The following is a 19708-nucleotide window of genomic DNA, read 5'->3' as shown; positions in this document are numbered from 1 at the left end:
TCGATCATTTGCAGCAGCGAGACGCCGGGATAGCCGAACCGTTGATGGCACTGCGTCGCGTTGTTCAGCAGCGCGTTGTCGGACTCCGTTCCCGTGTATACCGGCTCCGTTCCCAGCCTCTTGCCGAACTGCTCCGCGGCCCAGCGGATCGACATCGTCTCCGGGCCCGTCACGTTCAGGAAGCGGGCGGGCGCCTCGCACGCCAGCAGCGAACGGATAGCGATCTCGTTGGCGTCTCCCTGCCAGATGACGTTCGCGTGCCCCATCGTCAGGTCGATCGGCTTGCCGGAGCGGACCGCTTCGGCGATTTCCAGCAGCACTCCGTAGCGCAGGTCGATCGCATAATTAAGCCGATAGATGAGCATTTTCGTGCGATTGATTTTGGAAAAATGCTCGAAAACGCGCTCCCGTCCCAAACACGATTGGCCGTATTCCCCGACCGGCGAAGGCGAAACCGATTCGTCAGCTCCTCCGTAGCCGACCGGCGTGAACGGATAGACGTTACCCGAGGAGAAGACGACGATTCGCGAATCGCGGTACTTCTCCGCCACTCTGCCCGGCAGATACGCGTTCATCGCCCAGGTGAACGATTCGTTGCCCGTCGTGCCGAACTTGTTGCCGGCCATATAGATGACGTTCGGAGCGTCCGGCAGGCTTTGCAGCTGCTCCTCGTTCAGCAAGTCGCACGCGATCGTCTCGATCCCCTCGGCCTCCAGTTGCTCCCGCAGCCCCTTCTCCGAGAAACGCGACGCTCCGATGACCCGGTTGCCCCTGCCTGCCCGCTTGATCGCGTTCATCAGCAGTCTGGCCAGACTCGGCCCCATCTTCCCCCCTACGCCCAACAGCAGAATGTCGCCCTCGATGGAGGCGATATCGCTGACCAGCGCCTCCGAAGGTTCGGCCAGCTTGGCCTCCAGCTCTTCGATCGATCTCATTCGTTGTTTCTCCCTTCCATTGTCGAGAATACCTTCATCATAATCCCATCATTTATTAAAAGACAAATCTTTATGTTGTCCGTAAATAAACAGAAAGCTTGCGCTCTCCCCTCCCCCGGCTATCTCCAGCCTTCATCCTCCAGAAAGATCAGCCGGAAAATTTGCCGCGGCCTGCCCTTCGGAACCTTCTCCACGCCGACGATCCTGACCAGTCCGTGATCGAGCCATTGGAGAATAAGCCGATGCGCCGTTCTGACGGTCACGTTCAGCAGCGCGGCCATCTCGTGAGCCATATAGTCCGTCCTGCCGGTGCGCGCGGCCTGGGAGAGCAGCTTGCTCAAGTAGGCGGACGTCATGCCCGCGCCCTCCACTCTCTTCAGCAGCTCCGCATCCGTGAGCGACAGGTTCTGCTCCAGCGAATCCGCCATCGCCAGCGGGCCGATCAGCGTCTTGTCCTCGCGCACGATAAAGCACGTATCCCCGCCGGCTTCCTTCGCTTTGCGAAGCGCGGCTCTCGCATGCGTGCCCGCTTCGTTGGCCGAACGCCCGAACCCGATGCCGATGCTGAGAGACAGGCCGAATTTCTGATAAGCCTGCTTGCCGAGCGGAATCGTCTTGTAGCCTCCCGTTTCCCGTTCGAAGATGCCCCGCGTCGTAAAAAACAAATACTCGTCCCCGCCGAGCGGGGTCAGGTAGCCATCCAGCGATTCCACGTAGTCGAGCAGCATCCGGTGAATGTCCAGTTTGAACTTCTGCACCTCGTGCTCGGTCGAATGGCCGTGAATCCGCTTCTCGAAGTGATCCGCGTTAAGCAGACCGACGACGATCTGCGCTTCTTTGCTCTGGCGGGTTTCCGTCGACAGCAGCGCGCGCTCCAGAGCGACCGTAATGTTCTCGTCGGTCGGGATCACCCATTCGTTCGGAACGCCGAGCTTCGTCAGCGCCCGCGCGACCGACCCTTCGGCGGTCAAAGCCCCGTCGCACGCGCCGGACTCGTACCGCTCCCGGTGGAACGCGATTAGCTCCTCCCGGGTCGGATAAACCGATCCTCCGTAATGGTCCGCCTCGACGCGGGATTCCCCGATCTCCATCAGAAGCTTGCCGACCACCTGTCCGCCGATCGTGTCGATCGACAATCGCAGCCGCCTGTCCGGTCCCAGCGCATTCTTCAGCCGGGCCAGCGCCCGGTAAAAACCGGTATCGGTTAGCGGCACGAAATGCAGCGCTGTCTTTACCCCCGCCTCCTCCCGAATTCTGCGGTAAGGCAGCGGTCCCGACACGAGAATCGCTTCCACGCCGTCCGCGATTTCTTCGGCCAGCCGCGGGGCCGCATCCTCCTCCTCGTAGGGCCTGGGTACCGGAATGAAGGAGGGAAACGCTTTCAGAACCTTCAATATTCGCTTGACCGAATCGTCCGGACCGATGATGCCGATGGAAATGCCCTTCCCCTCGGTCGATTCGTATACATCGTCCATGATAACCCCCCATTTTTGTGCCCAAAATCGAAAAACCGCCCCGAAGGGCGGTCTTCCGTACTCTCCGCGGACCCGCGGCTCCGTTCTTGATCCTGTGCTCAATCTAGCACAGTGAACGGGCGATTGTCAATTCATCCAGGCTCGCCGACGGTCTATGCCCAACGGACACCTCTTCCGGCGTCGACCGGTATGTCCGGAAGCGCGCCGTTTCCGTATCTACTGGTTCAAGTCCGGCCGCTTGCCCGTCATCAGATAGACGACACTCTCGGCAATGTTAGTCGCGTGGTCCGCGATCCGCTCGATGTACCGTCCGACGAAGCTGAGCAGCATCGCCTGGCCGACCGTCTTCGGATTCTCGACCATGAGCGAGAACAGCTCGCGGATGATCTGCGAATACAGAGCGTCGACCTGGTCGTCGTCCTTGGCGCTCTTATAAGCCAAGTCGACGTTCTCTTCGACGTACGATTGCAGCGACTCCTGGATCATCACCGCGACGATGTCGGCCATGCGCGGCAGATCGAGCAGCGGCTTGATCAGCGGCTGTCCGTCCAGCCGGATGACGACTTTGGCGATATCGACGGCCAGATCGCCCATCCGCTCCAGATCGCTCGAAATTTTGAACGCGATCAGAATACGCCGCAAATCTTTGGCGACCGGCTGCTGCGTGGCGATCAGCTTCGCGCCGATCTCGCTCACCTTCTCTTCCAGCTGGTTCAGCTCGGAGTCGGACTTGACAATCCGCTTAGCGGTGTCTATGTCCCCGCTCTTCAACGCGTCCATCGATTCGGTGAGCGCCATCTCGGCGCGATTGCCCATCTCGATCAGCAGTTGGGTAATTTCCTCCAAGCCATGATCGAACTCCAGCCTTTTTACCATCATTCCGATCCATCCTCCCGCAGGTTCAACCGAACCGTCCGCTAATATAATCTTCCGTACGCTGATCCGTCGGATTGGAGAACAGACGCTCCGTCTCCGAATATTCGACGACTTCTCCGTTGAGGAAGAACACCGTCTGCTGCGATACCCGAGCCGCCTGATGCATGTTGTGCGTGACCATAACGATCGTGTACCGGTCCTTCAGCTCCTGCGCCAGCTCCTCGATCTTCAGCGTGGAAATCGGGTCGAGCGCCGAAGTCGCCTCATCCATCAGCAGAATGTCCGGCTCGACCGCGAGAGCGCGGGCGATGCACAGACGCTGCTGCTGACCCCCGGAAATGCTGTAAGCCGAACGCTTCAAGTGATCCTTCACTTCATTCCACAGCGCGGCGGAGCGCAAGCTCGTCTCGACGATCTCGTCCAGCTTCTTCCGGTCGGTGATGCCGTGCAGACGCGGACCGTAGGCGACGTTGTCGTAGATCGACTTCGGAAAAGGATTCGGCTGCTGGAACACCATGCCCACCCGCTTGCGCAGCGTCTCCACGTCGACTTCGTTCGAATAGATATCCGTTCCTGCGATCGCGACCGTCCCATCGATGCGGGTTCCCGGAATCATGTCGTTCATCCGGTTAAACGTGCGCAGAAGCGTAGACTTGCCGCAGCCGGACGGACCGATGAACGCGGTAATGGCTTTCTCGGGAATTTCCATCTTCACTTTCCTCAAAGCATGGAAGTCTCCGTAATACAAGTCCAATTCGTTAATCTCGATAATGGGCTTCATCCTGGGTCGGACTCCTTCACTATAGTTTATTTTGGAATTTGTTGCGAAGCAGGATCGCCGAGAAATTCATCAGAAGGAGCATGGCCAGCAGGACGATGATGCCCGCGGCCGCCAGCATGTGGAACTCTTCCTGCGGACGGGAGATCCAGTTGAAGATTTGAATCGGCATGACGGTGAAGGAAGACTTCAGGCTGTCCGGCAGAAACGCGATATAGGTCAGCGCGCCGATCATGACCAGCGGCGCCGTCTCGCCGATCGCGCGCGACATGGCCAAGATGACACCGGTCAGAATGCCGGGAAGGGCCGATGGCATGACCGCCCGGGAGACGGTCTGCCACTTATTCGCCCCGAGCGCGAACGAGGCGTCCCTCCGCGATCTCGGCACCGCCTTGATCGCTTCCTGGGAAGCGACGATGATGATGGGCAGCACCAAAAGCGTCATCGTCAGGGCACCTGCGATCAAGCTCCGTTCGAGCGCCATCAGCCTCACGAATAAAGTTAAGCCCAGAATGCCGTATACGATGGACGGCACGCCCGCGAGCGTGCTGATATTCAACTGAATAAACCGGGTAAACCTGTTTTTGCTCGCATACTCTTCCAGATAGATCGCCGCGCCGACGCCGAAGACGAACGAGATCGGCGCCATGATCAGCAGCATATAGATCGTGCCGACGATCGCCGACTTCATCCCGGCTTGCGCAGCTTTTCTCGACGGATAGTTGTTGAACAATTCCGGAGTCAAATTGTTCAGGCCGTCCATGACGATATCCACGATCAACACGACCAGGACCAGAACGCCCACGGAGGTCGCGGCAAGGAACAACAAGTTCAACGCGAAGTCGATCCTTCTGCGCATCAATACTCTTCCGCGATCTTCCTGAATCAAATCTTTCATTAGTACTCCTCCCGGAACCGCTTCGCCAGCCATTGCGCGGTAATATTAAGCAGCATGGTGATGACGAACAGCGTCATACCGACCGCGAAGATCGATCCGTATTCGATGGAGCCGTGCGGGGTATCGCCCAAGCTCACTTGCACGATGTACGCCGTCATCGTCTGAATGCTCTCCATCGGATTAGCCGTCAGCTTCGGAGTCGCTCCCGCCGCGACCGTTACGATCATCGTCTCCCCGATCGCTCTGGAGAAGGCCAGCACCGCCGCGGCGACGACTCCGGAGAACGCGGCCGGAAGCACGATCTTCAGGGCCACTTCGAAGCGCGTCGCCCCGAGGGCGTATGCCCCATCCCTCAAGGAGCGGGGAACGGCCGACATGGCGTCTTCGCTCAGCGAGGAAACCATCGGGATCGTCATGATGCCAACGACGATTCCCGCGCTCAGCGCATTAAATATCGGCAAGCCGGGTATAAGGGATTGCAGTGTAGGAGTTACTAAAGTTAACGCGAAGTATCCGTAGACGATCGTCGGGACACCCGCGAGGACTTCCAATATCGGTTTAACGATTTTGCGGACGCGCTTGGGCGCGTATTCGCTCAAGTAGATCGCCGCCGCGAGCCCGATCGGGACCGCCACGAGACAAGCGATAACGGTAATGAGAAGCGTGCCGCTCAGAAGCGGCCAAATACCGTAAGTTTTTTCTCCCATCAATGGGTTCCAGCGTGTCTGGGTAATGAAATCGATAAACGGAACTTTAGCGAAAAAGCTCAGCGTCTCGGATAACAGCGTATAGACGATTCCTATAGTCGTAAGAATAGAAGTGGCTGCGCACAGAAACAATAAAACCGGCATAATCCAATTCATTAAGCTCTTTCTTTTGTTCTTGAACTGCATTTTCGGCTTCGCGGGCGGGTGTTTGGCGTCAACGCTCGGAATAGCTTGATCCGGCATAGTCGTGTCTTCTCTCCTTGTCCTCGTCCGGCAAAAAAAAGGGAAGTCCCCAGCGCTTCGCGGCTCGTCCTGGGGAACCTCTCTTCATCTGCAGATCCGGCTAGTGATGGCTTACAGCTTCGCTTTTTCTGCGTCGTAAGTTTCTTGCGGCATCGGGATATAACCGACTTCCGCAGACAGCTCCGGAACGTTGTCCATGAAGAATTTCGCGAACTCTTTCACTTCCGGGCGCTCGTACTGCTTGTTGTTCACGTAGATGAACAGCGGACGGGAAAGCGGAGAGTAACTGCCGTCCTTGATCGTTTCGTTGGAAGGCTCGACCGGACCGGATCCTCCGTCGATCGGCACGACCTTCAGCTTGCCGGCGTTTTCTTCATAATAGGCGAAGCCGAAATACCCGATTCCGTATTTGCTGCCTGCTACGCCTTGCACCAGCGTGTTGTCGTCTTCGCTCAAGGAGACGGCATCGTCCGTGCGAAGGCCCTTCTTGGCGAGAATTTCTTCGTTGAAGTAGTCGAACGTCCCCGAGTCGGCCCCTGGCGAGAACACGAGGATTTTTTCTGCCGGCCAACCCGCGCGCACTTCGCTCCACGTTTTAGCTGGATTTTCCGTGCCGAAGATTTTAGCCAGCTCTTCTACTGTCAGATGATCGATGAAATCATTATCTTTATGAACCACTACGGACAATCCGTCGAACGCGACTTTCAGTTCGGTGAACTCGACGCCGTTCGTCTTGCACAGCTCGGCTTCTTCGCCCTTGATCGGACGCGAGGCGTTGCTGAACGCAGTCTCCCCGGCGCAGAAGCGCTTGAATCCGCCGCCCGTCCCGGATACGCCGACCGCGACTTTGACGTTGCCCTGTTCTTTGCCGAATTCTTCGGCGACCGCTTCGGTAATCGGGAATACGGTGCTGGAGCCGTCGATTTCGATCTGTCCGGACAGCTTGACCGCTTCGCTGCTCGGCGCTTCCGAGCTGGCCGGCTGCGAGGCCGACGGGCTCGCGCTTGACGCGCTCGGAGACGCCCCGTTCTTATCTGAATTTCCGTTGCCGCACGCCGTAACGAATACGACCGTCATTACCGTCAACAAGAGCAATCCTTTGCGAGAAAACTTCTTCAACAACATCCCCACTCCTCAAAATCTCTTATTTTTGCTTACAAGATTTATCTTAAGAGGGTTGTGTTAATTCCGGATTTGACTTTTGTTAACTCTGTGTAAAAAAAACGATCCACTTCGATTAACGGCTATTTCTTTCCTTGATCCAGAGCGGAATGCGGAACAGGACGTTAAAGAGCAGAATGACAAACACGAGCACGGCGGCCGCCTTGTCGGAAATCGACACCGCATCCGGCACGATCGCTTCCGATTGGACGTACCACAGATGAACGGCCAGCGTCTCGCCCGGCGACAACAGATTGAAATCCCACATCTCTCCCGAGGTCGTCACCCCCGCCGTCAGAATGATGACGGCGCTCTCCCCGAACGCGCGGCCCGCGATCAAGCAAAGTCCGGTCACGAGACCGTTGATCGCCGACGGAACGAGCACTCGGCGAATCGTCTGCAGGTGGGTCGCGCCAAGCGCGAACGAAGCCTGCTTCAGCTCCCCGGGCACGGCGCGGATCGACTCCTCCGTCACCCGGGTCATGACCGGCAAGTTCAGGAACGCGAGGCTGACCGCGCCTCCCAGAATCGTCAGCCCGATCTGGAACATCTCCACGAACAAAGCGATCCCGAACAGACCGAAGATAATGGAAGGCACGGAGGCGAGCCCCTCCACGCAGATGCGGACGAAGCCGATCAGCTTGTTGTTCGGCGCGAATTCCGCCAAGTAGATGCCTGCGGCCATCCCGAGCGGCACGGCGATGAACAGCGAGATCAGCAGCATATAGAAAGAATTGAACAGAGCCGGGCCGATGCCCCCGCCCTCCTCGATCTCGCTCGGAAGCCCGAGAATGAAATCCCAGGTCAGCGTAGGCAGCCCCTTCTGCAGAATCAGATAAAGCAGCGCGAGAATGAACAGAACCATGGCCGCGGACGCGCTCCAGACGAATGCGGTAAACAGCCGGTTGTTGAACGAATTGATTCCCCGGCCCGAGCTGAACGGGCTGCGGGCCGCTCCGGTCGCATTTTTCATGAATGGGCCCCCTTCCGCTGCAGCAGCCTCACGAGCACGATCATCAACAGAGAGATGACAAGCAGCAGGAAGCCCATCATATACAGCGCGTTGTTCCAGGTCGAATCGAACGGGACGTTGGCGATCTGCATGACGATGTTGCTCGTCAGCACCGACGTCGGCTTGAACAGCGCGTCGGCCAGCTGCGGCGTGTTGCCGATGACCATGACGACGGCCATCGTCTCGCCGATTGCCCGGGCCATTCCCAGAATAACCCCGTACAGAATGCCGCTGCGGGCGGCCGGAATCGTCACCTTGAATATCGTCTGGAACCTCGTGGCGCCGAGCGCGTAAGAGGCGTCCCTATATTTTCGCGGAACCGCGCTGATCGCGTCGTCGCTCACCCGGCTGATCGTCGGCAGCACCATGATCGTCAGCACGATCGCCGCCGCGAGAATGCCGTCGCCCATATTCGTTCCTGTTATATCCCTGAGCAGCGGAATAAGGATCGTCAGCCCAAGGAAGCCATAGACGACGGACGGAATGCCGACGAGCAGGTCGAGCACCGGACGGAGCAGATTGCGCAGCCACGTCGGAGCGACCTCGGCAAGGAAGACTGCGATGATGACCGACAGAGGCACGGAGATAAGCAGTGTCAACAGCGTCAAGGCGAACGTGCCGAAAATAAAGACGAAAGCGCCGTAACGGTCTTTCTCCGGACTCCAATCCGTCGAGAAGAAGAACGTCATCGGGGATACATCGCGGAACGTCAGCACGCCGGTGCGGAACATCAGAAACAGGATGCCGAACAGAATGAGGCAGACGAACACGGCGCTGGCAATGCAAGCCAGCTTGAAAAAACGGTTGTAAAACAGAAGTCTGTTTTTCCGGTCGAACGACTTGCCCGAGCCGGCCTTGATGCTAGTGCCGAGCCCGGACGCGTTCGGGCCGGCGATCGAAGGACGCGCCGACGTGTCCAGTTGCATAACTCCAGGTTCCTCCCATGAAGAAACCAGCTTGGCGAGGGAGCCGCTTCGCTGGTTTCTTCTCGAATGTAATGTGATTGATCGTTCGAACAATGGCCGATTATTTGATCGCGGAGATCGGGATGAACTTCAGCTTTTTCAGGGAACCGTTTTGGAACTTCGCGCTCTGGATGTATTCGATGAACTCTTTCGTCGCGCCGTCCGGCTCGCCCTTCGTCATGTAGTAGCCGTAACCCCACACTTTATAGGTGCCGTTGACGACGTTCGCTTCCGTAGGAGCGACTTTATTGATTTTCAGCGCCTTCATGTTGCTCGTCACGTACACGAGGTCCATGTAGCCGATCGAGTTAGGCGTCGTCTCCACAGCCGTCTTCATGTCGCCGCTCGATTTGACTTCCTTGTAGTTGTTGCCTTTGCTGATGAATTCCGTGCCTTGCAGAGCTTTCATCTGAAAGTTGACGCGGGTTCCGGAGCCGAACGCGCGGTTGACGACAATAATGTCGGCGTCGTCTCCGCCTACGTCCTTCCAGTTGGTCACTTTCCCGGAGAAAATGTCTTGCAGCTGCTTCGTCGTCAGATCTTCGACTTTGACGTTCTTGTTGACGACGGCCGCGAACGGGATGATTGCGACTTTATGCGCGACTTGCCCTTCGAACTTCTTGAAGCCCGGGACGTCCTGGGACGCGTCCCAGTCGACCGCGCCGATATCGGCGATGCCCTTGCGGACCGATTGCGGACCCGTGATCGAACCTGCCGCGGAAGCGGAAATTTTCACTTTCGGGTGCAGCTTCTTGAATTCGTTGGCCGCTTGCAGCGTTAGCGGCAGCAGCGCGGAAGAACCGTTAATGACGATTTTGCCTTTCAGGGAGCTTGCCGCTCCGACCGCGGATACGGAGGTGGAAACCAGGGCGATCGCCAGAGCGGCGACGGATAAAGATTTGAACCATTTCATGAATATATTCTCCTCTCGAGTCGATTAGCGGGACACTGGCTTCCAGCGCCCGTTCAGTTCCAGGAATACGCGTCCGTCTTGCATGACGGCCATGGGCGCTCCCGGCTTAACGATGATCTCGCTGACGGAGTCGGACAGCTCATAAATCCGTTTCGCCGCCTTCGTCGCTTGATCGATTTCGTATACGAACAGCTTCTCTCCGTCACCTTCCGTCAGCACGTACCATTTACCGTCGGCGTACTCCGCTTGATACACGTCTCTCTCGTTGAACAACGTAGCGACGTTTTTGTCCTTGCCCACTTTGACAAGAGTCGACTTGGCGGCGGCGTCTCCGCTAACGCTGACGTAGGCGGCTGCCGATCCGTCCGAAGCGGCGCGGATAAACACCTTATCGTCGGCGGAGGCCGTCAGCTGCACGGCCTTGTTCTCTTTCACGGAAGGATCGACCGTATATTGATAGATTTGCGGCTCCGTTCCCTTCATGTCGATGGCCACGTCGTCCGCTTCGACCGGCTTGGAGGCGTCGGCGACCACGGCGCCCGGCTTCGTCACCGTGTAAGTGAACGTCTTTCCGTCCTCGGATACTTGCAGATTCGCTTTGTAGTCGACCTTGTCTTCGAGAATTTTCGTAATCTTGTTGATCTCCGGATCCAGCTTGGCGATAACGCTGCCTTTGTCGCCTTGCAGGAAATAAAGGCTTGCGCCGTCGGCCGACCATACAAGCTCAGGCTTGATGCTCGAATCCGAGCTGACGACGACGGCTCTGCTTGCTCGCGTCAGATCGAGCACGGACACATGGCCGTCCGCGGTCGTGTACGCGGCTTTCTTGCCGTCCGAAGAAACGGCCAGCTCGGAAGCGTCCGCGGCCACGTCCAACAGACGGTACTTGCCCGTAGCGGCTTCCACGAGGTAATCCGCGCGTCCCGTCTCGTTCTCTTGCGTAGCGATGAAGCGCTCCGCATCGACCCATTGGATGCGATCCACGTTCGACAGCAGCTTGGCGTCGATCCAGACCGAGCCTTTCTCGTCTTCGTACAGGCTGGCGCCCAGCGCTTCGACGTAGGCTTCCAGCTCCACGTAAGTGACGCCTTTGGCATTTTTGACCGGAACGTTCAGTTTGTGCTCCGCTCCGTCTACCTTAAGAACGGCGCTGCCCGCTTTCAGCTCTACCGTATGGCCGTTCAGCTTCGCTTGAACGACGCCGCCGGCCGATTGCAGCTTGGCTCCGAGCTTCGCGCTTAAATCTCTGAGAGATACGAGAGTCGTGCCCTTCTCCATGATCGTACCCAGACTAACCATCGTTCCGTTCACGATGTAAGCCGAATTCGTAATCTGAACCGCGCTCGTTGTCGTTGCTGTTGCGGCGAACGCCGCGCCTGCGGAAGCCGTTCCGACAGCCAACGCCAATACAGTTACCAGGGACGCTTTCTTTAGCACCATCGACACCTATCACCCTTCTGGATTTTGGTAGTTTTTTTCGAATTGCTATAGTGAGTATAGTCCTATTTTGTAAAGGCGCTGTTGTGGATTTATTTTCCTATTGTTAAACTTAAGATTTCATCTGTCCGGCCAGCTTGCGGATCTCGCCGCGAACTTCTTCCGACTTGATCGTGGCCGCGCCGGATGCCGCCAGTAGCAGCGCCGCCGCCTCCTGATTCAGCTCGGACGAGCTCCAAAGCTGCGCGAACGTATCCTCGGTTTTGTTCACCGAATGAACGCCTCTGTCCGCTCCTTGCTTGCCTTCTCCAGCCAAGACGGCGGACTGCTTGACCGCCTCCGTCATCGAGCGGATCATGCCGGCGATCTCGCCCGCGGAACGTTTCGTCTGATCCGCCAACGCGCGGATCTCCCCGGCAACGACCCCGAAGCCTCTACCGTGCTCTCCCGCTCTCGCTGCTTCGATCGCGGCGTTCACCGCGAGCAGGTTGCACTGATCGGCCAGATCGGCGATCAGGCGAACGATGCCGTCGACAGCCGACGTGCGTTCGGTCAATTGGCCGGCGGCTTTCTCCTGCTTGTCCGCATTCACCGACCACTGCTTGAACAGTCCCAGCATCTCGCTTAGCTGATCGCGGCCCTGGTCGGTAATTTCTCCGATCCGCTCGCTGAACGCCTTGGCTTCGTTCGTCGCCTGCGCGACCCGTTCGACGGAAGCGTGAATGTCCTCGATCATCGCCTCGGTATCGCGAATCGTGCGCATCTGCCGGTTAACCGCTTCTCTCTGCAGCAGTCTGGACACGTTAAGCAGATCGTTTACCGTCAAAATGCCCGCGAATTTCCCATTATCGGTAAGCACGACGGCATCGTAGAACGTCTCCTCCTCCCGGGACAGCGCGCGGTCGATCAGTTCCTGAGGGTCGATGGAAACGTCCGCGACGAGCGGATACGGGTCCATCTGCAGCGAGACCGGACGTTGTCCGTACAAAGACATGCCGTACAAAGAGCCTATACGCCGGTAGAAACGGCCTCTCATGATCAGTCCTACGGGACGACTGCCTTCACCGCAGACGACGGCGCAAGGATGAGGCTCCTTGCTGCGGAACAGGCGGACAAGATCGTCGTTCGGCACGTCGGGGGCGATGACCGGGCAGCTCTTCATCCAATCTTTAACGACGATCGGCTGCATGTCTGCCGGGAGATCCGGTCGGGAAGATGACGCCGGGTCTGAGGAGGGAGACTCGGCGGACGGCGAAGTCGGTTGCACCGTTTCTTGCTTCTCGAGAACTGAAGTTATAGGCATGGACGCACCTCGTTCTAGGATTCGGGTCGTGGGGATTAATCCCTATTTCGAAACTAACAGACGATTGTTTTCCATTTGTCCGCTGTTCATTAAGCGACTGTAAACTTTATCCAAACGGCGGATGGAAGCGAAGACGGCCGAGACGATCGCCGGGTTATCTTGACTTCTCTTGATCATGTGTATATAGTATATATATACATTAAATACAAAGAGCACGGAGGAGCAATGCATATCCTTTTATCCAACGCATCCGACGAACCGATCTACGGGCAGATCGTCCGTCAAATCCGCCAGTCGATTCTGAACGGAGAAATAACGCCCGGCCAGCCCCTGCCGTCCATCCGTCAATTGGCCAAAGACTTGCAGATCAGCGTCATTACGACCAAACGGGCCTACGAGGAGCTGGAAAAGGAAGGGTTAATCGATTCCGTCGTCGGGAAGGGCTCGTTCGTATCCGGCGCCAATCCGCAATTCATTCGGGAGCAGAGGCTGCGGCTGCTGGAAGGCAAGCTGATCGATGCCGTTCAGGAAAGCCGTTCGCTGCAGATGCCTCTGGAGGAACTGCTCGCCCATATTCGGCTGTTGTACGAGGAATTGGAGGGAGAAGGATGAACGAAAACGCGGTTGTCGAGATCAGCCGTCTAAGCAAAAAGTACAAGCGCTTCGAATTGAAGGACGTAACGATGGACGTTAAACAGGGCTTTATTACCGGGCTGATCGGCGCAAACGGCGCGGGCAAGAGCACGCTTATCAAGCTGTTAATGGGAATGTCGCTGCCCAGCGGCGGGGAAGTGCGGGTTTTCGGCCAAGCTTATGCGAGCCATGAAGCGGAAATCAAGGAGCGAATCGGCTACGTCGCCGACGATTGCAGCTATTACGAGCATCTGACCGTCGACGCGATGAGAAGCATCTATGCGCCGTTCTACAAGCGCTGGGACGATCGGCAATTCGCCCGATACATCGACCGGTTCGAGCTGTCTCCCAAAGCGAAAATCCGCAGCTTGTCCAAAGGGATGAAAATGAAGCTGAGCCTCGCCTTCGCTTTGTCGCATCGTGCCGAGCTGCTGGTCATGGACGAGCCGACCGCCGGGCTCGATCCCGTTTTCCGCCGGGAGCTGCTGGATATTTTGTCCGAGCTGATGCTGGACGAACGCAAGTCGATTTTGTTTTCCACGCACATTACGACCGATCTCGACCGCGTCGCGGACTATATCGCTTTTCTTAATCGCGGAGAACTGGTGTTCAACGAATCGAAGGAGCGGGTGTTCGAACGATACGCCCTCGTCAAAGCAGACAAGGAATTGCTGGATGCGGACGTTCGCCGCGTCTTCGTCGGCATCCGCGAGACGTCGACCGGCTTCGAAGGGCTGACTGGCGACCGGAGAGAGGCCGAGCGGCTGTTCGCCGGCTACGCCCGGATCGAGCGTCCGACTCTCGAAGACATTATGTTTTTTACCGCTAAGGGGGCAGAGGCGCATGTTTAATCTGATACGCAAAGATGTGATCGCTCTGAGAATGTACTTTTTGTTCGTCGCCGTCTATGCAGTCGCGTTCGGCCTCTTCCTCGTGTCGCCTTTCTCTCCGATGATGATTTGCATGCTTCCCGCGATTATGATGACGGTGTTCTCCTCGAGCATCGAGCTGCGCAACAAAAGCCTGCTGTTCATCGGCAGCTTGCCCGTTCGCAGACGGGAAATCGTCCTGGCGAAATACGGCAGCATCTTTGTCTACTTGGCGCTGGGAATGCTCCTGGCCGCCGCGATTCACGCGTTCAACGAGTACGTGCTGGACGTCCGTTTCCCTTTCACGGCCCTGCACCTGTCGCTGTCCGCGGAGCTCGCCATGGCTTTCGCCGCCATCTACTACCCGGTGCAATTTTGGCTGGGCGTGCGCAATTCGTCCTTTATCTCGTTTCTGGTCATCTTCCTGACCGCGGCTATCCTTGGAGGACTCGGCAACCTCCCGGGTAAGCTCAGCCTCGACCTGCCGTCCCGGACCCAACTCGTCGCCGGGCTCCCGTTCGTCGGGCTGCTACTGTTATCCGTCTCCTACCGGATCTCTCTTCGCCTTTTCCTGCGCAAAGATATCGACGGCTAATCTCCGGCTGCAAAAACCAATAACAGAAAATGGCGGCGCAGGGACCCTCCCTAACGCCGCCATTTTCTTAACAAAAACAATCGTTACACTTCGTCGATGCTGACCCAGGAGCCGCGCTCGATCGACAGGTCGACCGCTTCGAGCACCTCTTGGCATTTCACGCCGTCATAGAACGTCGGAGCGAACGGCGAGCCCGTCTCAATGTGCTGCACGAACTCGTACACAATATGCACGAAGGCGTGCTCGTAGCCGATGATGTGACCGGTCGGCCACCAGTTGCCCGCATACTTGTGCGACGGCTCCGTCGCCAGAATACGGCGGAAGCCGGCCAGGTTCGGCTCGTCCTCGCGGAAGTACACTTCCAGCTCGTTCAGTTTCTCGAGATCCCAGCGAAGCGAGCCTTTGCTGCCGTGAATCTCGAACGTGTTGTGGTTTTTGCGTCCGGCCGCGAACCGGGAGGCGACGAACATGCCCATCGCGCCGTTCTTGAAGTCGGCCAGGAAGCCGGTCGCGTCGTCGACGGTTACCTCGTCCTTCTGCGTGGACGAGCCGGCGCCGGCGGACAATCCGCCAGCCGCATCCGTCGCAAGCGGGCGTTCCTTCACGAACGTGCGGTTGTGACCGACAACGCGGTCGAACTCGCCGATCAAGAAGCGGGCGAGATCGATACTGTGCGCATTGATGTCCCCGTGAGCGCCGGAGCCGGCGACTTCCTTCTTCAGCCGCCACGCCATCGGCGTGTTCGGATCGACGAGCCAATCTTGCAGATAGGTGGCGCGATAGTGATGAATCTCGCCCAGACGGCCTTCGTCGATGATCTGCTTCGCCAATTGAACGGCAGGCAGGAAGCGGTAGTTAAAGCAGACCGCGTGCTTGACGCCGGCTTTCTCCGCCGCTTCGAGCATTTCGCGGCCGTCCGCCAGATTCAGCGCGAGCGGCTTCTCGCAGAAGACGTGCTTGCCCGCGGCGATCGCGGCCAGCGTAATCTCCTTATGCGCATCGCTGGGAGCGTTGATATCGACGAGGTCGATGTCTTCGCGAGCAACCATTTTCCGCCAGTCGGTCTCGTACGATTCCCAGCCGAACTTGTCGGCTGCCGCCTTGACTCCTTGCTCGTCGCGTCCGCAGATCGCTTTCATGACGACGTCGGCGGCCGGTTCGAAGAACATGCCTACGTCTTTATACGCATGGCTGTGGGCTTTGCCCATGAACTTGTAGCCCACCATGCCGACGTTGATTTTTTTGTTGTTTACGCCCACCACATCTCACCCGCGCTTTCTTTCAGAATGAGGGAGTTCAGGAAGCCGGCCGCTTTCGTGAACCCTTCGTTCACGCTCATGATGCCGTCCTCGTGCTCGATGCTGATCGTGCCGTCGTAGCCGACAAGGCGCAACGTGCTCACCATGTCCTTCCAAAACTCGTCGTCATGGCCGTAGCCGACCGTGCGGAATACGAACGAACGATTCAGAATATCGCCGTAATGCTTCGTATCGAGCACGCCGTTCAGCGCCGTATTGCGCTTGTCGATCTTCGTGTCCTTCGCGTGCACGTGATAGATGGAGTCGCCGAGCGCCTTGATACACTCGATCGGGTCCATGCCCTGCCAGAACAGATGGGAAGGGTCGAAGTTGACGCCGATGTTGTCGCCCGCTTCCTTGCGAAGGCGCAGCGCGGTCTCGGTATTGTACACGAGGAAGCCCGGATGCGCTTCGATCGCGACTTTGACGTTATGTTTACGCAGGAACGCGGATTGTTCCTTCCAATACGGAATCGCGATCTCGTTCCACTGCCATTCGAGCACGGTCAGGAAATCGGGCGGCCATGGGCAGGTAACCCAGGACGGATACTTCGCGTTCTCGGAGTCTCCCGGACAGCCGGAGAACGTAATGACCGTATCCACGCCAAGCTTCTCCGCCAGCTGTACGGTCGCGACGAAATCCTCGTGATCGGACTGGGCCGTAGCCTTGTCCGGATGCAGCGGGTTGCCGTGGCAGCTGAGCGCGCTGATCGTCAAGCCGCGGGAGTCGACCGCTTCGCGAATGCGGCGGATGGCCGCGTCGTCGTTCACGATTTCCTTGGCATTCACGTGCGCCGTGCCGGGAAAACCTCCCGTGCCGATTTCCACCGCTTGCAGTCCCGCCGATTTGGCGGTATCAAGCGCTTGTTCGAACGATTGTTGGGCGAATAGAACGATAAATACGCCGGATTTCACTTGAACTTCACCATACCTTTCATTCAAAATGGAAGCCTTTGCACGTTTTTATGTACGCGCGTTCATAAGTCGCAATTCTATTTTACCTGAAATGCCGGGCGGATTGCCACCCTTATTTCGCTTTGGGGGCGGATTGCGCCCCCCTTAGCGGTCTGCCAGACCGTTATTTCCTTCAGGCAGCGGCTTTTTCGACCCTTAGCGGTCTGCCAGGCCGTTATTTCCTTCAGGCAGCGGCTTTTTCGACCCTTAGCGGTCTGCCAGGCCGTTATTTCCTTCAGGCAGCGGCTTTTTCGACCCTTAGCGGTCTGCCAGACCGCTAACCCCTCGCTCCCCGCCGGCTTAGGCGAAGCTGATCGCTTGCCCCTTGCTCGCGGACTCGTAGACGGCCTCGAGAATTTCCTGCACGACAAGCGCCTGCTTGGCCGTCACGACGGGCTCGCGGTCGTATGCGATCGCCTCGATCCAGGCGCGCGCCTCCTGCTCGGCGGCGTCGTCCGGGAGCGGATTGCCTCCGAAATCGCCGGTCATCTGAATTTCCTGCGTATACAGGCGACCGTGCTCCTCGCCGTTGACGCGCAGCCCTTTCTTCATATCGGCTCCCGCCTTCGTTCCGCTCAGCGACACCTTCGCCTCGTCCACGTCCAGCGTGTTCAGCGCCCAGCTCGACTCGAGCCACACGGTCGCTCCGTTTTTCATCGTGATCATCGCGAACGCGGAATCTTCCACCGTAAACTTGTCCGGATCCCAAGGTCCCCACAAGTTCGCGTTGCTTCCTTGCTCCGCCAGCTTGCGGTAAGACGAACCCAACACCGTCTTCGGCTCGTAGTTGTCCATCATCCACAGGGCCAGATCCAGCGCGTGCGTGCCGATATCGATCAGCGGGCCTCCGCCCTGCTTCTCCAGATCGAGGAACACGCCCCAGGTCGGCACGGCGCGGCGGCGAACCGCGTGCGCTTTGGCGACGTAGATCTCGCCAAGCTTGCCTTCACGGCAAGCTTGATATAGCCAGCGGCTGTCGGCGCGGAAACGGTTCTGGTACGCTATGCTCAGCTTCTTGCCCGTTCGTTGCGACGTTTCCAGCATCCGGCGCGCGTCTTCGGCGGTTTTGGCCATCGGTTTCTCGCAGAGCACGTGCTTGCCCGCCTCGAGCGCGGCGATGGAAATTTCGGCGTGCGTGTCGTTCGGCGTGCAGACGTGGACGACGTGAACGTTCTGGTCGCGCAGCAGCTCGTACACATCGTGGTAGACTCTCGCGTCATGCGTGCCGAACTTGTTTTTGGCTTCGTGCGCCCGATCGGTTGAGATGTCGAAGAACGCCACCACTTGCGCTTCCGGGATTTTGGCGAGCGATGGCAGATGTTTCCCCATGGCGATTCCGCCGCAGCCGATCATGCCTACGTTAACTTTTGTCAAAGCGCTTGTCCTCCTTGCGGCTAGTCCATAATCAAACTACAATAAGTGTATCACACTTCATCGAGAATCCCATTCGGAGATGTGCGAGGATTATATGCGATTTTGCCTTTTACCGACAATCCGCCTTTATGCGAGGCGCTGAAAATCGAACTTTTTAAACAACCATTTTAAGGGGATGATCCCTTGCAGCCGATGAAAGAAAAGATCGAATACGAGAACCCTTTGCTGTCGCTCAAAATTTGGCAGTCGACGAGGCGCAATCACGGGGAAGTGTCCTGGCACTATCATCCCGAATGCGAGCTGATGCTTGTCCTGGAAGGATTTCTGACCGTCGACTTGAGCGACGAAACGTTCGAGCTCGGGCCGGGGGACATCGTCATTCTCGGCAGCTCCCAGCTGCACAGGGACCACAGTCCGGAAGGAATTTTGCGATACATCGTGCTGCAGTTCGATCTTAATAATTATTTCGATCAGAGCACGATTCCATACTTGCAGTATTTTAATGAGACGAAGGTGCCGTTGAGCGCAATGAACTATATTTTCCGCGAAAATCCCGAAGCCAGAAGCAGCGCGGCCGAATGCATCCGTCAGCTCCATCGTGAAGCGCTGGAGAAACAGAGCGGCTACGAGCTGGCGGTCAACATGCTGATCAAGAAGCTGCTCCTCATCCTGATTCGCAACGATACGCGCGGCCTGCTCGCCGGCCAGGACCGAATCGAGCGAATCCGGCTTAAGCCCGTCCTCGACTTCGTCGAAGCGAACATCGACGGCCGGATCGCCGTCGAGGAAGTGTGCGGTCTGGCCAACATGAGCTATTACTACTTCGTCAAATTTTTCAAGAAAATCATGGGCCAATCGTTCACCGAGTACGTCAATTTCCGCAAGATCAAACGCGCCGAACAGGTGCTCCTCACCCGCGACGTCAGCGTAAGCGAGGTCGGCGACCTGATCGGCATGGCCAACATGGCCCATTTCTACAAAATGTTCAAGCGCTTCAACGGCTGTTCGCCGAAGGAGTTCCAGCGCAAAATGCTGGCTTGGGGCCGGGGATAAACCGCTCCCTCTTGCACCTGAGTCTTGTCGATCGGTCGCATGGCCGATTTCTCCCCTATCCTGAGCTCACGAAGTCTTACGGCCGTTCCCGGTTTGACAGAACCTCAATAGCGCCAAGAAAAAACGCCCGAGTCGCAGGACCGGGCGATGATTGCGATATAAGTTCGGATGCTCTTAATGATTCGAAGTCGTCTTCCGGTTGACGAACAGCTTGTAGCCGACGCCGCGGA

19 protein-coding genes are annotated in these 19708 nt (G+C 57.6%); 4 read left to right on the top strand and 15 right to left on the bottom strand.

Annotated elements, in window-relative coordinates; all coding sequences use genetic code 11:
• The 12 genes from ACESLM_RS27340 to ACESLM_RS27285 all read right to left on the bottom strand — a co-directional run.
• Positions 1-935: NAD-dependent epimerase/dehydratase family protein (locus ACESLM_RS27340; protein ID WP_372636980.1), on the bottom strand; the 935-nt coding region annotated here is incomplete at its 3' end.
• A gap of 119 nt (positions 936-1054) precedes the next feature.
• Positions 1055-2410 carry a hypothetical protein gene (locus ACESLM_RS27335; RefSeq protein WP_372636977.1) on the bottom strand — a complete coding sequence of 452 codons (1356 nt, stop codon included), beginning with the start codon at positions 2408-2410 and terminating at the stop codon, positions 1055-1057.
• 216 nt (positions 2411-2626) lie between these two features.
• Positions 2627-3286: a phosphate signaling complex protein PhoU gene (gene phoU, locus ACESLM_RS27330; protein WP_372636999.1), complete on the bottom strand. Its 660-nt coding sequence runs from the start codon at positions 3284-3286 to the stop codon at positions 2627-2629.
• A gap of 25 nt (positions 3287-3311) precedes the next feature.
• Positions 3312-4067, bottom strand: a complete 756-nt coding sequence (gene pstB / locus ACESLM_RS27325) for a phosphate ABC transporter ATP-binding protein PstB (protein ID WP_372636974.1) — start codon at positions 4065-4067, stop codon at positions 3312-3314.
• Positions 4068-4086: 19 nt separating this feature from the next.
• Positions 4087-4962, bottom strand: a complete 876-nt coding sequence (gene pstA, locus ACESLM_RS27320) for a phosphate ABC transporter permease PstA (protein WP_372636971.1) — start codon at positions 4960-4962, stop codon at positions 4087-4089.
• The gene (gene pstC, locus ACESLM_RS27315; RefSeq protein ID WP_372636996.1) at positions 4962-5855 is read right to left on the bottom strand and encodes a phosphate ABC transporter permease subunit PstC; all 894 of its coding nucleotides are present in this window, start codon (positions 5853-5855) and stop codon (positions 4962-4964) included. Before pstC (ACESLM_RS27315) ends, pstA (ACESLM_RS27320) begins: the two co-directional genes overlap by 1 nt.
• A gap of 168 nt (positions 5856-6023) precedes the next feature.
• Positions 6024-7037 carry a PstS family phosphate ABC transporter substrate-binding protein gene (locus ACESLM_RS27310; RefSeq protein WP_372636993.1) on the bottom strand — a complete coding sequence of 338 codons (1014 nt, stop codon included), beginning with the start codon at positions 7035-7037 and terminating at the stop codon, positions 6024-6026.
• A 112-nt stretch (positions 7038-7149) separates the two neighbouring features.
• A complete protein-coding gene (pstA, locus tag ACESLM_RS27305) occupies positions 7150-8046 on the bottom strand; it encodes a phosphate ABC transporter permease PstA (protein WP_372636967.1) in 897 nt (298 codons plus the stop codon).
• Positions 8043-9011 carry a phosphate ABC transporter permease subunit PstC gene (pstC, locus tag ACESLM_RS27300; RefSeq protein ID WP_372636965.1) on the bottom strand — a complete coding sequence of 323 codons (969 nt, stop codon included), beginning with the start codon at positions 9009-9011 and terminating at the stop codon, positions 8043-8045. The genes pstA (ACESLM_RS27305) and pstC (ACESLM_RS27300) overlap by 4 nt, the downstream gene beginning before the upstream one ends.
• 100 nt (positions 9012-9111) lie before the next feature.
• The gene (locus tag ACESLM_RS27295) at positions 9112-9963 is read right to left on the bottom strand and encodes a phosphate ABC transporter substrate-binding protein (RefSeq protein WP_372636962.1); all 852 of its coding nucleotides are present in this window, start codon (positions 9961-9963) and stop codon (positions 9112-9114) included.
• Between the two features lie 24 nt (positions 9964-9987).
• Positions 9988-11403, bottom strand: coding sequence for a stalk domain-containing protein (locus tag ACESLM_RS27290; RefSeq protein WP_372636990.1), 1416 nt, complete (start codon positions 11401-11403; stop codon positions 9988-9990).
• A 109-nt stretch (positions 11404-11512) separates the two neighbouring features.
• On the bottom strand, positions 11513-12703 hold the full coding sequence (locus ACESLM_RS27285) for a methyl-accepting chemotaxis protein (RefSeq protein WP_372636960.1): 1191 nt from the start codon (positions 12701-12703) through the stop codon (positions 11513-11515).
• A 225-nt stretch (positions 12704-12928) separates the two neighbouring features.
• Here ACESLM_RS27285 and ACESLM_RS27280 point away from each other — a divergent pair, with 225 nt between their 5' ends.
• The 3 genes from ACESLM_RS27280 to ACESLM_RS27270 are packed head-to-tail and all read left to right on the top strand — an operon-like array spanning position 12929 to position 14800.
• A complete protein-coding gene (locus ACESLM_RS27280) occupies positions 12929-13315 on the top strand; it encodes a GntR family transcriptional regulator (RefSeq protein WP_372636957.1) in 387 nt (128 codons plus the stop codon).
• Positions 13312-14187, top strand: a complete 876-nt coding sequence (locus ACESLM_RS27275) for an ABC transporter ATP-binding protein (RefSeq protein WP_372636955.1) — start codon at positions 13312-13314, stop codon at positions 14185-14187. The genes ACESLM_RS27280 and ACESLM_RS27275 overlap by 4 nt, the downstream gene beginning before the upstream one ends.
• Complete coding sequence (locus ACESLM_RS27270; RefSeq protein ID WP_372636953.1) at positions 14180-14800, top strand: ABC-2 transporter permease; 621 nt, start codon at positions 14180-14182, stop codon at positions 14798-14800. The genes ACESLM_RS27275 and ACESLM_RS27270 overlap by 8 nt, the downstream gene beginning before the upstream one ends.
• A gap of 83 nt (positions 14801-14883) precedes the next feature.
• Here ACESLM_RS27270 and ACESLM_RS27265 read toward each other — a convergent pair whose 3' ends face one another.
• The 3 genes from ACESLM_RS27265 to ACESLM_RS27255 all read right to left on the bottom strand — a co-directional run bounded on the left by ACESLM_RS27265 (position 14884) and on the right by ACESLM_RS27255 (position 18404).
• On the bottom strand, positions 14884-16026 hold the full coding sequence (locus ACESLM_RS27265; protein WP_372636987.1) for a Gfo/Idh/MocA family protein: 1143 nt from the start codon (positions 16024-16026) through the stop codon (positions 14884-14886).
• A gap of 23 nt (positions 16027-16049) precedes the next feature.
• Complete coding sequence (locus ACESLM_RS27260; RefSeq protein WP_094041945.1) at positions 16050-17012, bottom strand: sugar phosphate isomerase/epimerase family protein; 963 nt, start codon at positions 17010-17012, stop codon at positions 16050-16052.
• A 339-nt stretch (positions 17013-17351) separates the two neighbouring features.
• Complete coding sequence (locus tag ACESLM_RS27255; RefSeq protein WP_372636984.1) at positions 17352-18404, bottom strand: Gfo/Idh/MocA family protein; 1053 nt, start codon at positions 18402-18404, stop codon at positions 17352-17354.
• A 213-nt stretch (positions 18405-18617) separates the two neighbouring features.
• Here ACESLM_RS27255 and ACESLM_RS27250 point away from each other — a divergent pair, with 213 nt between their 5' ends.
• Positions 18618-19478: a helix-turn-helix domain-containing protein gene (locus ACESLM_RS27250; RefSeq protein WP_372636982.1), complete on the top strand. Its 861-nt coding sequence runs from the start codon at positions 18618-18620 to the stop codon at positions 19476-19478.
• Positions 19479-19708 lie beyond the last annotated feature (230 nt).

This window comes from Cohnella sp., assembly GCF_041641335.1.
Lineage (GTDB): Bacteria > Bacillota > Bacilli > Paenibacillales > Paenibacillaceae > Cohnella.
This window is presented reverse-complemented; position numbering and strand designations above follow the sequence as displayed.

Coding starts and splice junctions, on each gene's coding strand:
- ACESLM_RS27275 (WP_372636955.1), top strand. CDS start 13,312: ATGAACGAAAACGCGGTTGTCGAGATCAGCCGTCTAAGCAAAAAGTAC.
- ACESLM_RS27250 (WP_372636982.1), top strand. CDS start 18,618: ATGAAAGAAAAGATCGAATACGAGAACCCTTTGCTGTCGCTCAAAATT.
- pstC (WP_372636996.1), bottom strand. CDS start 5,855: ATGCAGTTCAAGAACAAAAGAAAGAGCTTAATGAATTGGATTATGCCG.
- pstA (WP_372636967.1), bottom strand. CDS start 8,046: ATGAAAAATGCGACCGGAGCGGCCCGCAGCCCGTTCAGCTCGGGCCGG.
- ACESLM_RS27255 (WP_372636984.1), bottom strand. CDS start 18,404: ATGATCGGCTGCGGCGGAATCGCCATGGGGAAACATCTGCCATCGCTC.
- ACESLM_RS27310 (WP_372636993.1), bottom strand. CDS start 7,037: ATGTTGTTGAAGAAGTTTTCTCGCAAAGGATTGCTCTTGTTGACGGTA.
- ACESLM_RS27335 (WP_372636977.1), bottom strand. CDS start 2,410: ATGGACGATGTATACGAATCGACCGAGGGGAAGGGCATTTCCATCGGC.
- ACESLM_RS27270 (WP_372636953.1), top strand. CDS start 14,180: ATGTTTAATCTGATACGCAAAGATGTGATCGCTCTGAGAATGTACTTT.
- pstB (WP_372636974.1), bottom strand. CDS start 4,067: ATGAAGCCCATTATCGAGATTAACGAATTGGACTTGTATTACGGAGAC.
- pstC (WP_372636965.1), bottom strand. CDS start 9,011: ATGCAACTGGACACGTCGGCGCGTCCTTCGATCGCCGGCCCGAACGCG.
- ACESLM_RS27290 (WP_372636990.1), bottom strand. CDS start 11,403: ATGGTGCTAAAGAAAGCGTCCCTGGTAACTGTATTGGCGTTGGCTGTC.
- ACESLM_RS27285 (WP_372636960.1), bottom strand. CDS start 12,703: ATGCCTATAACTTCAGTTCTCGAGAAGCAAGAAACGGTGCAACCGACT.
- pstA (WP_372636971.1), bottom strand. CDS start 4,962: ATGAAAGATTTGATTCAGGAAGATCGCGGAAGAGTATTGATGCGCAGA.
- ACESLM_RS27280 (WP_372636957.1), top strand. CDS start 12,929: ATGCATATCCTTTTATCCAACGCATCCGACGAACCGATCTACGGGCAG.
- ACESLM_RS27295 (WP_372636962.1), bottom strand. CDS start 9,963: ATGAAATGGTTCAAATCTTTATCCGTCGCCGCTCTGGCGATCGCCCTG.
- ACESLM_RS27265 (WP_372636987.1), bottom strand. CDS start 16,026: ATGGTGGGCTACAAGTTCATGGGCAAAGCCCACAGCCATGCGTATAAA.
- phoU (WP_372636999.1), bottom strand. CDS start 3,286: ATGGTAAAAAGGCTGGAGTTCGATCATGGCTTGGAGGAAATTACCCAA.